Raw genomic sequence first — 12,343 nt, forward strand, 5'->3', positions numbered from 1 at the left:
CTGCCCAACGGCCAGGCTCTCCGCTACGGCATCGGCGTCGGCCGCGACGGCTTCCGCTGGGGCGGGGTGCATCGCATCAGCGCCAAGAAGGAATGGCCGAGCTGGACGCCCCCGGCGCAGATGCTCCATCGCCGTCCCGACCTGCCGCGGCACATGACGGGCGGCGTCGAAAATCCGCTCGGCGCCCGCGCCATGTATCTCGGCTCGACGCTTTACCGGATCCACGGCTCCAACGAGCCCGAGACGATCGGCCAGGCGGTATCGTCCGGCTGCTTTCGGATGACCAACGAGGATGTCGTCGACCTCTATAACCGCGTATCGGTCGGCACCACGGTGGTGGTGAAAAACTAGGCCTTCCAGAACGCCATAATCCGCCGTCACGTTCTGGATTTTCCTGATTGAGCATGATCTGCGCGCAAACGATTGCGTTTGTCGCGGGAAAAGCGGTCCCTTTGCGCTAACGCGGCCCTTAGGGTCCGGATCATGCTCTAAGAAACTGGCGCCGTCACCATCGATCGTGCTTGCCTGCACCGACCGGTTGCGGCAGCGTTGGACAAGATGAGCGCCACTTTCCAGCACCGCCGGCTTCTTTGCGTCGCTTTGCTGGCGCTCGCGGCAACGACCTTTGCCGGCAGGGTCTGGTCCGGCGAAATCCCGGCGGTCGCCTCGCGCCAGCGAACCGAGAAAAAGAACTTCACCGATCGCGAGATTACCGAAGGATTCTTCAAGACCGCCTTCGGCGCCGAGTATCACCTCGCCGGACGCGTCGATCGCATCCGCAAGTTCGAGGCGCCGGTGCGCGTCTTCGCCGAGGGCCGCGCCGATCGCAAGGCGCAGATCGCCAGGGTCGTCGCCGACATCGCCTCACGCGTCCGGCACCTGGACATCGCCATGATCGACGACCCCGAAACCGCCAACGTCCAGGTCACGCTGGTGCGCGACCGCGATCTCTTCCGCACCATCTCGACCTTCTACGGCAGCGACAAGGCGCGCCAGATCAGGCGTTCGCTCGATCCGCAATGCCTCTCCGGCTTCCGCAAGAACGAGAAGTTCGAGATCGAGCATTCCGACGTCATCATCACCGTCGACAACGGCGATTTCGTCTTCCTCGACTGCGCCTACGAGGAATTGTTGCAATCGCTCGGGCCGATCAACGATACCTTGTCCGTGCCGTGGACCATGTTCAACGACAACGTATCGATGGGCTACTTCGACGTCTACGACCAGTACATCCTCAACCTGCTGTACGATCCCCGCATCAAGGCCGGCATGACGGTGCAGGAGGTGAAGGCCCTATTGCCCGAGGTGCTTGTCGACGTGCGGGCCTGGGTGAAGCGGGTGAACAACCTGCCGGAATAGAACTGCAGCCGCACTTGTGAGAGAGGTATTGCCGCCTTTAGAACGCCGAAGCGGAGCTTCGGCGATGTCGCATCGCCGAACAACCGGCCGCACAGGAACTCCTGACCACTTCGGGTACTTCCCTCTATGGCTTGGATCCTGACCGATTGCGCGATCGCATTATTCCAAACGGATCTTCGCGGGCGGCCAACTTGCGATAGGTGGCAAGGTCTTCGAGCATCGGATCCTCGCCGCGTCTGACATCGGGACCTGCCTTCGGTCCAAGCGGAATCGATGTGCCAAGACCGGCATAAAGGTACTTGTCGCCAAAGGCACTCTTGAGAGCCGCGAACGTCGGCTCGCCAGTACAATGGCCCGGCGCAATCTTTTCGACCTTGAACCGATCTTTAAGGGCGGTCACGACCTTCGCGATCACGTCATCAGGTGCAATGACGAGGTGAAAGCCGCCAGAGACAACATGGATTTTCGGATTGATAGCCGCCGCTCCCTCTACAATGCGCTCGATCCCGGGATGCGAACAGCCGACCACGAGCACTATTCCGTCAGTGGTGTTGACGGCCAGGGATAGCTCCTTCAGCTCCCTGGTCCCAGGCGCATCCGAGATCAACGAGATCAGTGTGATGCCGGGAGCAATTTCGGTCGTCTGATCGATCAATTCGAAATGCGCGTTGGCCCATGCCGAGCCGAATTTCATGATCTCGGGTGGCGCGCCTCCGTAGTATCGCATCTCAGGCGGCAGTGAGTCGTTTTTCCGATAGAAACCGGAAGGCAGTGATGAGCCATAGATGCCAAATCCCTCCTTGGGCGCATAAATCTTGACTGTGGGATTGACGCTCAGCACGTAGCTCAGGCCGGCCATGTGATCAGAATGGCGGTGCGAAAGAACGACAAAGTCGAGATTTGTCAGATCAATGTTCTTCGCTTTGATGTTCGCCTCGAAGATTTCGGCGTTGTTTCCCGTGTCGAACAGGATGCGCTTTCCGGCGATCTCGACCAAGGCCGAGAAGCCCCAGTCTTTGGTCATCTTGGCATCCGTGCCGAACGCGTCATACAGGATCGTGATCTGATGTCCGGGTTCGGCCGCTGCGCTTGCAACCGATGTCGCCATGGCGAATGTGGCTGCGACGATCATTGCAGCAAAAGAACTTCCTTTGATCTTCATGGAAGCCTCTCCTGTTCGCGTGCAAACATGAGGTCGAGGATGGCTCCGCAGAGCCGTCTAGCCGGAGACTCGCTTTGCGAAATCGGCGGCCCCACAGACAGTCACTGGCGCCGCGCCTGCCTTACTGCATGGCTCCGCGGCGCGAGCCGAGCCTATCTCGATCTTGGAACGACCCGCCGATCGGTGTCTGACAGTATCTCAGAAACGCGAAGTGCACTACCCGCAGTTAAGGCAGCACCGCTGACAGTCGACTGGCAGCCGGGACGCGCAAATGTGCTCTCGGTAGACGTAACTCCCGGCTGCACCATGGCTGCGCCAGGCTATGCCGCACGGGCAGCGCCTGCCCTTGCTCACGTTCTATTACCAACCAATCTCAGGTTTTCGCAGCCGAACCGCAGATCGCCTTCAGCGCCTTCCATTCTTCTGCTGTCAGCAGCGGCGCTCCGGTGACCGGCCGCTCTTCCTTGCCCATGCGCGCCAGCCGGTCCTCGGTCAAGGGATGGCTCGACAGGATCGTGAATCCCGAGCCTTCCTTGCCGGTGACGCGGAACATCAGCTCGGCCATCGGCTTGGGCGAACGGCCGAGCGCACGCATCACCTCGATGGCGAATGTATCGGCGCCCTCTTCCGCCTCGCGCGAATAGGACGCTTCCACCAGACTCCGCGACGCGAAGATCAGCGCACCGGACCCGGTGATGTCGCCGAACAACAGCCCGACCAGGAACGAGGTGCCGCCATTGTGGATCAGCGCGCGCATGTTGTCGTGGTGCTTGACGTGCCCGAGTTCGTGGGCGAGCACGCCGGCGATCTCGTCGGGGCTTTCCGCCTTTTCGAGCAGCCCCTTCAGCAGGAACACCTTGCCGCCGGGCAGCGCGAACGCGTTGGGCACCGAGGTCGACAGCACCGCGCTCTCGAGCGGCCCGTCGAAGCCGGCGGCGGCGTGCAGCCGGTTCACGAGGGTGGAGAACGCGGCTTGTCCTTCCCTGTCGCCGCAGACCTTTGCGCCGAACAGGCCCTTGATCTGAGCCTCAGCCGCGTCCCCGATGCGCCGTTCAAGCGCCTTCGGCACCAATGGCGCGAGCCGGTCTGCCGCCAGCGGTACTCCGAACAGCACGACCACAATGATCGAGATCGCCGCGGCCAGCGACCAACCGACGATCCGGGCAACGCCCCGGCGTCCCAGATGATGCGCGTCAAGCTCGGTGCTGCGCGACGCCAGTTTGGCCGCAAGCGTCGCATCGCGGATCTCCAGTCGCGCCAGCGGGGGCGCGGACAGGCAGGCCACGCGCAGGATGCCGGCCGGGCTGTCGGAACGGCGAATGTCGGAATAGGCCCAACGCGCGACGATCGATCCGTCCTGGCGGATGTCGAGCTGATCGCTGAAAGCAATGGTCACCGGGCGGCGCGTGTTCGAGAGGCCGTCGAAATAGAGTGCCTGTGCGCCGGTTGCGCCGCCGCTGTCACCTTGAACACTGTCCATCGCACCCATCGCTTACGGGCTAAAAGCCCGCAACGTCGAGCCCGTCGGCAAAGCCTTCGCCGAGCGCGCTCGCAAGCTCTCCGCCGGCCCTGACATTGGCCGCCGCCTCGATGCCGTGCACGTTTGCCGATGCCAGCACCACCGTCCAGAGATCGCGCTGTAGATAGACGCGCATGACGGTCGAGAGCGCAAGTGCAAGGCCAAGATAGCCGATGCCGATCAGGACCAGCAACGGTATGCTGGTCTGGCTGTTGGGCCCGATCACCTGCTCAAACGACACGCCGCTGATGCTGGCGACGAGCCCGGTGCAGGCGCCCGTATAGGCGCCAAAGATCATCGAGAACAACATCGACCAGCCGATGACTGACCAGTACACGCCGTAAAACGCGGTGCTCGGCAGCGTCGATTCCAGGCGCACGCCGCCGAAGCGGATACCCGACAGCCACCACCGCCACTCCCGCGCCTTGAACTCCGCATAGAGAAACGGCAACGCCGGAAACACCAACAAGGCAATCGGGCTCAGCAGCCACAGCCACCACGCGTTCTTGAAAAACTCCCAGCCGCGTCCGTCGAACTTGCCCTGCAGGTTGCCATAGTGGGAATGCTGCATCTTGTAGCGCTCGAGCGCCGCTTCCCGCCACGGCAAGGCGAGGCCGAGGGTCACGACGAGGAGCAGGCCCCACAGCATGGCACGGCCTGCATAGGCCCAGCCCGAGCCGTCCATCCAGAATCGCACACCGCGCCAGATCGTGCGAGTCAGCCGATAGCGCCGGGCGCGGTAGATCGCGAACTGTCCGAAGGCGTAGAAGGCCAGGAACAGGGGAATACTGGCAAGCTCCTGCAGCCGTTCGGCCTCGATGGTGATCAGGAAATAGGCGAGATAGATCGGCAGCAGGATTGCCAGCGCGACCAAGAAGCCGATGAACAGCTCCTTGCCGCGGCCGGTATATTCGGCCGAGTCGCCATCGAGCGACGTATTCGCCCACAAATGACGGCGGATGTCGGTGGCCAGCCAGAACCGGTAAAAGCCGAAAGTGACGAGCTCGAGCGCGGCCCCCTTGGTCACCATCGAGCGAAATTCACCTCGCTCACCGGTAAACGAAACCTGCGCAGGCGGCAACGGCGGCGGAACCTGCGGAATGAAGCTCATCTGGTCCACGGATCAACCTCGAAGGGCAGACAAATCTCGAAACTAAAGGATCTGGAAGACATAGATCGGAGATTTGTCGGCACCCAGGCCACTCCGGTTCGATCCGGCATTACACGGTTTTCTCGAACAATTCCCGCCCGATCAGCATGCGACGGATTTCGCTTGTACCGGCGCCGATTTCATAGAGCTTGGCGTCGCGCAACAGCCGTCCGGTCGGGTAGTCATTGATATAGCCGTTGCCGCCAAGGAGCTGGATCGCATCCAGCGCACATTGCGTCGCCTTTTCCGCTGCATAAAGGATGGCGCCGGCGGCGTCCTCGCGCGTGGTCTCGCCGCGGTCGCAGGCCTTCGCCACCGCGTAGACATAGGCGCGCGAGGCATTCATCGTCGTGTACATGTCGGCGACCTTGCCTTGGACGAGCTGGAACGTGCCGATCGGCTGGCCAAACTGCTTGCGCTCGTGGATATAGGGCAGGACGACGTCCATGCAGGCCTGCATGATGCCGAGCGGCCCTGCCGCCAATACCGCGCGCTCATAGTCGAGGCCTGACATCAGGACGTTGACGCCGCGGCCGACCTCCGCAAGCACGTTCTCCTCCGGCACCTCGCAATTGTCGAACACGAGCTCGCAGGTATCGGAGCCGCGCATGCCGAGCTTGTCGAGCTTCTGCGCGGTGGAAAATCCCTTCATGCCTTTTTCGATGATGAAGGCGGTGATGCCGCGCGGACCGGCGTTCGCATCGGTCTTGGCGTAGACGACGAGGGTATCCGCCACCGGCCCGTTGGTAATCCACATCTTCGAGCCGTTCAGCACGAAGCGGTCGCCCTTCTTCTCCGCCCGCGTCTTCATCGAGACCACGTCGGAGCCGGCATTCGGCTCGCTCATCGCGAGCGAGCCGACATGCTCGCCGGAGATCAGCTTGGGCAGATATTTCAGCTTCTGGGCCTCGCTGCCGTTGCGCCGGATCTGGTTGACGCAGAGGTTGGAATGCGCGCCGTAAGACAGTCCGATGGCGGCGGAAGCACGCGAAATCTCCTCGACCGCCACGCAGTGTTCGAGATAGCCGAGACCAGATCCGCCATATTGCTCCTCGACCGTGATCCCATGCAGGCCGAGCGCTCCGATTTTCGGCCAGAGGTCGCGGGGGAACTGGTTGGTCCGGTCGATTTCGGCGGCGCGGGGCGCGACTTCTTTGCTGGCAAAACTATGAACGGTCTCGCGCAGCGCGTCGGCGGTCTCGCCGAGATCGAAATTGAAAACTCGATACGCGTTCGGGATCATGGGGCCTCCGGAAAATCCTGCTTCTGTATTTGGTTCACAGCCATATTCCCGGGAAGTGAGCTTGTCACCAAAGAAAACCTCAAACATGTGATGGCGTTAGCCGCCCTGCCGCCTGGACTGGCCGGCCCGCCGCGGCAAAACTCGCCCTTGCCCCGAGGCATACAACCGGCTGTAATCGGACAAAGCCGCCGGCAGAATACGACCGGGACGCGACAAACAATCAGGGAGAGATGGCCCATGCACGGTACCATCGAAAGCGCCACGCCTGGCGAGCAGGATGCCCTGCGGGCGCGGGCTTTTTCGCTGGCGCTCGAAGAATTCGATCCCGGCGATCCCGAATTGTTCAGAACCGATTCGTTCTGGCCTTATTTCGACCGGCTACGCGAGGAAGATCCCGTGCATTACTGCCGGGACAGCATGTTCGGGCCCTATTGGTCGGTGACCAGGTATAGCGACATCCTGGACATCGAAACGAACCACTCGGTGTTCTCTTCCGCCGCGGCGCTCGGCGGCATCACAATCCGCGACATCGCACCCGACCTGCGGCGGGAAAGCTTCATCGCCATGGACGAGCCGCGGCACGCCGCACAGCGCAAGACAGTGGCGCCGATGTTCACGCCGACCCATCTCGACCAGCTCGCGATCAGCATCCGCAAGCGCTCCGCCGAATGCCTCGACAACCTGCCGAGAGGCGAGGTGTTCGACTGGGTCGACCGGGTCTCGATCGAATTGACCACGCAGATGCTGGCGGTGCTGTTCGACTTCCCCTGGGAGGAACGGCGCAAGCTGACCCGCTGGTCCGACGTCGCGACGACGATCCCGGGCCCCGGCGGAGTGGTGGCGACCGAGGAGGAGCGGCAGGCCGAGCTGCTGGAATGCGCGAGCTATTTCTCGGAGCTCTGGAAGGAGCGCATCAGCCAGCCGCCCAGGAGCGATCTGTTGTCGATGATGGCGCACAGCGACGCCACGCGCGACATGGACGCCAGGAATTTCCTTGGCAACCTCGTGCTTCTGATCGTCGGCGGCAATGACACCACCCGCAATACCATGTCGGGCAGCATCTACGCGCTGAGCCGGCATCCCGACCAATACCGAAAGCTGCGAGAGAACCCGGCGCTGATCGACAGCTTCGTTCCGGAAGTGATTCGCTGGCAGACGCCGCTCGCCCATATGCGGCGGACCGCGCTCGAGGATATCGAGTTCCGCGGAAGGAAGATCAGGGAGGGCGACAAGGTCGTCATGTGGTACGTCTCCGGCAACCGCGACGAGGAGGCGATCGACCGGCCCTACGAATTCATCATCGACCGGGCGCGGCCGCGCACCCACCTGTCCTTCGGCTTCGGTGTCCATCGCTGCGTTGGCCTGAGGCTGGCCGAACTGCAGCTCAAGATCATCTGGGAAGAGATTCTGAAACGCTTCGACAGCATCGAGGTCGTGGGCGAGCCGAAGCGGGTCTATTCGAGCTTCGTAAAGGGCTACGAGACCTTGCCGGTCAGGATCGCCGCGTAGCGTATGGCCGCAAGCAAGGACGACCGTTCGTGCGCAAAGGATGAGTTTGATCTGCGACCACAACGGCACTGCGCTCCCTCTCCCGCTCGCGGGGGAGGGCTGGGGTGGGGGTACCGCCACGGATGCAGTGCTCGCGAGAAGAGAGTTTCCCCCACCCGCATCGCATCTTTCGATGCGATGCGACCTTCCCCGCAAGCGGGAGAGGTGAACAAAAAGAACTGGAGCAGCCAACGATGACTTTCCAGACTTCGGTCAAGACCGACAAGGCTGAACGCCTGCGGCGGGCGCGCGAAGAGGCCTATTCGACACCGCTGAAGGATTTCCATCCCGGGGCGCCGAGGCTGTTCCAGAATGATACGCTGTGGCCCTGGTTCGAACGGCTGCGCAAGGAAGAGCCGGTGCATTACTGCACCAACGCGCCGATCGAGCCGTACTGGTCGGTGGTCAAGTACAACGACATCATGCATGTCGACACCCATCACGGCACCTTCTCTTCCGACGCCGCTCTCGGCGGCATCTCGATCCGCGACGCGCCGCCCGGTTACGACTGGCCGAGCTTCATCGCGATGGACGAGCCGCGGCACTCCGCCCAGCGCAAGACGGTGTCCCCGATGTTCACGCCGCAGCACCTGGACGAACTGGCGAAGCTGATCCGCCAGCGCTCCGCCAAGGTGCTCGACAATCTTCCCCGCAACGAGACTTTCAACTGGGTCGAGAAAGTCTCGATCGAACTGACCACGCAGATGCTGGCCACCCTGTTCGACTTCCCTTGGGAAGACCGGCGCAAGCTGACGCGCTGGTCCGATGTCTCGACCGCGCTGCCCAAGAGCGGGATCGTCTCGTCCGAAGAAGAGCGCCGGCGCGAGCTCAACGAGTGCTACGCCTACATGTCCAGGCTCTGGAAGGAGCGCGCCAATGCCGAGCCGCGCGACGACCTGTTGTCGCTGATGGCGCATAACGAGGCCACGCGCGGCATGGATCCCGACAACCTGATGGGCAACCTCATCCTTCTGATCGTCGGTGGCAACGATACCACCCGCAACACGATGACCGGCTCGGTGCTGGCGCTCAACGAAAATCCCGACGAGTACCGCAAGCTGAAGGAGAACCCGGCGCTGATCGATTCGATGGTGCCGGAGGTGATCCGCTGGCAGACGCCGCTCGCCCACATGCGGCGCACCGCGCTGGTCGACACCGAGATCGGCGGCAAGGAGATCAGGAAGGGCGACCGGGTGGTGATGTGGTACGTCTCGGGCAACCGCGACGAGGAAGTGATCGACCGGCCGGACGAGTTCATCATCGACCGCCCTCGTCCCCGCATCCACCTGTCCTTCGGCTTCGGCGTCCACCGCTGCCTCGGCATGCGGCTGGCCGAGCTGCAACTCAGGATCATCTGGGAGGAGATCCTGAAGCGGTTCGACCGGATCGAGGTCGTCGGCGAGCCCAAGCGGATCTATTCGAGCTTCGTGAAGGGCTACGAGTCCCTGCCGGTGCGCATCCCCGGCTAGACGGACCGGCATTTTCGGCACTACCGAACAGCGCTGTGCCCTGCTAACGAGGGCTGCCGCCGGCTGACCGCCGGCGGCCGATTTCGACCTGGAAGCCGAGTTCCGATGACCCAAGAACAACATCAAGAGCTGCACGAAGACCATCAAGAGATCCGCGAAGCCGTCGCCAAGCTTTGCGCCCAGTTCCCCGGCGAATATTGGCGCAAGCTCGACCGCGAGATGGCCTATCCCAAGGCCTTCGTCGACGCCCTCACCGAAGCCGGATACCTCTCGGTGCTGATTCCCGAGGAGTATGGCGGAGCGGGATTGAAGCTGTCGGCCGCGGCCGCGATCCTAGAGGAGATCCAGCGCGCGGGCTGCAACGGCGGCGGCTGTCACGCCCAGATGTACACCATGGGCACGCTGCTCCGGCACGGCAGCGAGGAGCAGAAGGCGAAGTGGCTGCCCAAGATCGCCAGCGGCGAATTGCGCCTCCAGGCCTTCGGCGTCACCGAGCCCACCAGCGGCACCGATACTTCCTCGCTGAAGACGTTCGCGCGGCGCGACGGCGACAGCTACGTCGTCAACGGCCAGAAGATCTGGACCAGCCGCGCCGAATATTCCGACCTGATGATCCTGCTGGCGCGCACCAAGCCGAAGGACCAGGTCAAGAAGCGCACCGACGGCCTTTCGGTCTTCATCGTCGACATGCAGGAAGCCAAGAAGGCGGGGCTGACGATCCGCCCGATCCGCACCATGATGAACCACTCCACCACGGAGGTGTTCTTCACCGATATGAAGGTGCCGGCCGAGAATTTGATCGGCGACCAAGGCAAGGGTTTCCGCTACATCCTTTCCGGCATGAACGCCGAGCGTATCCTGATCGCTTCCGAATGCATCGGTGACGCCAAGTGGTTCATCGCCAAAGCAACGAACTACGCCAAGGAGCGCGCGGTGTTCGGCCGGCCCATCGGCCAGAACCAGGGCATCCAGTTCCCCATCGCCAAGGCCTATGCCGCGATGCGCGCCGCCGAATTGATGGTCAAGGAAGCCACGCGCAAATACGAAGCCGGGGTCGAATGCGGCGCCGAGGCCAACATGGCCAAGATGCTGGCGGCGGATGCGTCCTGGGAAGCGGCAAACGCCTGCATCCAGACCCACGGCGGCTTCGGCTTTGCCGAGGAATACGACGTCGAACGCAAATTCCGCGAGACCAGACTCTACCAGGTGGCTCCGATCTCGACAAACCTCGTGCTGTCCTTCATCGCCGAGCACGTGCTCGGCATGCCGCGCTCGTATTGAGGTGACGCGATGCTGCCGCTCGATGGAATAAGGGTCATCGCGGTCGAGCAGGCCGTCGCCGCCCCCTTTTGCAGTTCACGCCTGGCGGACGCCGGCGCCGAGGTCATCAAGATCGAAAGGCCGGAGGGCGATTTCGCGCGCGGCTATGATGCCGCTGCCAAGGGCCAGAGCAGCTACTTCGTCTGGCTCAATCGCGGCAAGCAGTCGGTCGTCGTCGACCTCGCGACCAGGGAAGGCCGCGCGGACCTGGAGGCGCTGATCGCGAGCGCCGACATCCTGCTGCAGAACCTGAAGCCCGGCTCGATGGACAAGCTCGGCTTCTCGCGCGAACGGCTGCGCAAGGACTATCCGAAGCTGATTTGCTGCACCATTACGGGATATGGCGACGAAGGGCCCTACGCCCACCGCAAGGCCTATGACCTTCTGATCCAGGCCGAGAGCGGGCTTGCTTCCGTCACCGGCAATCCGGACGGGGCGTCGCGGGTCGGCATGTCCATCGTCGACGTCGCGACCGGCGCCACGGCGCACGCCGCGATCCTGGAAGCCCTGATCGCGCGCGGGCGCACCGGCAACGGCGCCGACATCCGCATCTCCATGTTCGACGTGATGGCGGACTGGCTGACCGTGCCGCTGCTCAATTCCGAAGCCGGCAATCCGCCCAAGCGGATGGGGCTCGCCCACCCCTCGATCGCGCCCTATGGCGTGTTCCGCTCGAAAGACGGCAAGGAGATCCTGATCTCGATCCAGAGCGAACGCGAGTGGAAGAAGCTGTGCGCCGACGTGCTCGGCCAGCCCGACCTTCCGAACGATCCGCGCTTTGCCAACATGGTCGAGCGCGTGCGCAACCGGCAGCTCACCGACAAGATCGTCGGCGACAGCTTCGGCACCATGGCGCGCAATGAGCTCCTGAAGCGCCTGTCCGATGCCGACATAGCCTTTGCCGAGGTCAACACAATGGACGACCTTGGCCACCACCCGCACCTGCGCCGCATCGAGGTCGCAACGCCGAACGGGCCGCTGAGCTATCCTGCGCCCGCGCCGATCGTAGTCGGCGAGCCGCGCCGCTATGGCGCGGTGCCTGGCATCGGCGATCATACGAATCTTTCAACAACTCCCCGCACCAAAAGCCAGACGTCATGACCGAAAAGCTCGACATCGACCATTTGCGGCAATGGATCGGCCGCACCCAGGAAGCCACCGACATCGTCACCGCGCAGCTCGTCAAGGGCCTGCGCGCGACGCTGTTCCAGGAGATCGGCGAACCGAAAACGGGCGACATCGCACCCTTCACGGTGCACTGGTGCCTGGCGCAGCCGGTGTTTCCGATGTCGTTGCTCGGTCCCGACGGACACCCGACCCGCGGCGGTTTCCTGCCACCGGTGCCGCTGCCGCGCCGGATGTGGGCCGGCGGCGAGATCGAATTCATCGAGCCCCTGCGCGCCGGCGACGAATCGACACGCACTTCCCGCATTGCGGACGTGACGGTGAAGACCGGCTCGACCGGTGTCCTGTGCTTCGTTTCCGTCGAGCACATCGTGACCTCGCCGCGCGGGATCGCGATCCGCGAGCGGCAGGACATCGTCTATCGCGAGATGGGAGGTGCGCAAGCGTC

At 63.1% G+C, this 12,343-nt stretch carries 11 protein-coding genes; 7 read left to right on the plus strand and 4 right to left on the minus strand.

Annotated features, from left to right (window positions below):
* Together HY852_RS23150 and HY852_RS23155 are read left to right on the plus strand one after the other, a co-directional pair.
* Positions 1-351 (plus strand): L,D-transpeptidase (locus HY852_RS23150; RefSeq protein WP_291607221.1); only part of this gene is annotated, 351 nt, incomplete at its 5' end.
* A gap of 207 nt (positions 352-558) precedes the next feature.
* The gene (locus HY852_RS23155) at positions 559-1,359 is read left to right on the plus strand and encodes a DUF2927 domain-containing protein (protein WP_291607222.1); all 801 of its coding nucleotides are present in this window, start codon (positions 559-561) and stop codon (positions 1,357-1,359) included.
* A gap of 124 nt (positions 1,360-1,483) precedes the next feature.
* On the opposite strand, the gene HY852_RS23160 is transcribed toward HY852_RS23155, so the two are convergent.
* From HY852_RS23160 to HY852_RS23175, 4 genes are all read right to left on the minus strand, one after another.
* Positions 1,484-2,521: an MBL fold metallo-hydrolase gene (locus tag HY852_RS23160; RefSeq protein WP_291607223.1), complete on the minus strand. Its 1,038-nt coding sequence runs from the start codon at positions 2,519-2,521 to the stop codon at positions 1,484-1,486.
* Positions 2,522-2,894: 373 nt separating this feature from the next.
* Complete coding sequence (locus HY852_RS23165; RefSeq protein WP_291607224.1) at positions 2,895-4,001, minus strand: M48 family metallopeptidase; 1,107 nt, start codon at positions 3,999-4,001, stop codon at positions 2,895-2,897.
* Positions 4,002-4,020: 19 nt separating this feature from the next.
* Complete coding sequence (locus HY852_RS23170; protein WP_291607231.1) at positions 4,021-5,151, minus strand: DUF898 family protein; 1,131 nt, start codon at positions 5,149-5,151, stop codon at positions 4,021-4,023.
* Positions 5,152-5,260: 109 nt separating this feature from the next.
* On the minus strand, positions 5,261-6,433 hold the full coding sequence (locus tag HY852_RS23175) for an isovaleryl-CoA dehydrogenase (RefSeq protein ID WP_291607225.1): 1,173 nt from the start codon (positions 6,431-6,433) through the stop codon (positions 5,261-5,263).
* 237 nt (positions 6,434-6,670) lie between these two features.
* Here HY852_RS23175 and HY852_RS23180 point away from each other — a divergent pair, with 237 nt between their 5' ends.
* The 5 genes from HY852_RS23180 to HY852_RS23200 form a co-directional block, all read left to right on the plus strand.
* Positions 6,671-7,942, plus strand: a complete 1,272-nt coding sequence (locus HY852_RS23180) for a cytochrome P450 (protein ID WP_291607226.1) — start codon at positions 6,671-6,673, stop codon at positions 7,940-7,942.
* A 233-nt stretch (positions 7,943-8,175) separates the two neighbouring features.
* On the plus strand, positions 8,176-9,450 hold the full coding sequence (locus HY852_RS23185; RefSeq protein WP_291607227.1) for a cytochrome P450: 1,275 nt from the start codon (positions 8,176-8,178) through the stop codon (positions 9,448-9,450).
* A gap of 105 nt (positions 9,451-9,555) precedes the next feature.
* Positions 9,556-10,731: an acyl-CoA dehydrogenase family protein gene (locus HY852_RS23190; protein WP_291607228.1), complete on the plus strand. Its 1,176-nt coding sequence runs from the start codon at positions 9,556-9,558 to the stop codon at positions 10,729-10,731.
* A 9-nt stretch (positions 10,732-10,740) separates the two neighbouring features.
* A complete protein-coding gene (locus HY852_RS23195; protein WP_291607229.1) occupies positions 10,741-11,871 on the plus strand; it encodes a CaiB/BaiF CoA-transferase family protein in 1,131 nt (376 codons plus the stop codon).
* The coding region (locus HY852_RS23200; protein WP_291607230.1) for a MaoC family dehydratase N-terminal domain-containing protein at positions 11,868-12,343 on the plus strand (476 nt) is incomplete at its 3' end. The genes HY852_RS23195 and HY852_RS23200, both read left to right, overlap by 4 nt.

Source organism: Bradyrhizobium sp., from assembly GCF_016213215.1.
In the GTDB taxonomy this organism is placed as follows: Bacteria; Pseudomonadota; Alphaproteobacteria; order Rhizobiales; family Xanthobacteraceae; genus Bradyrhizobium.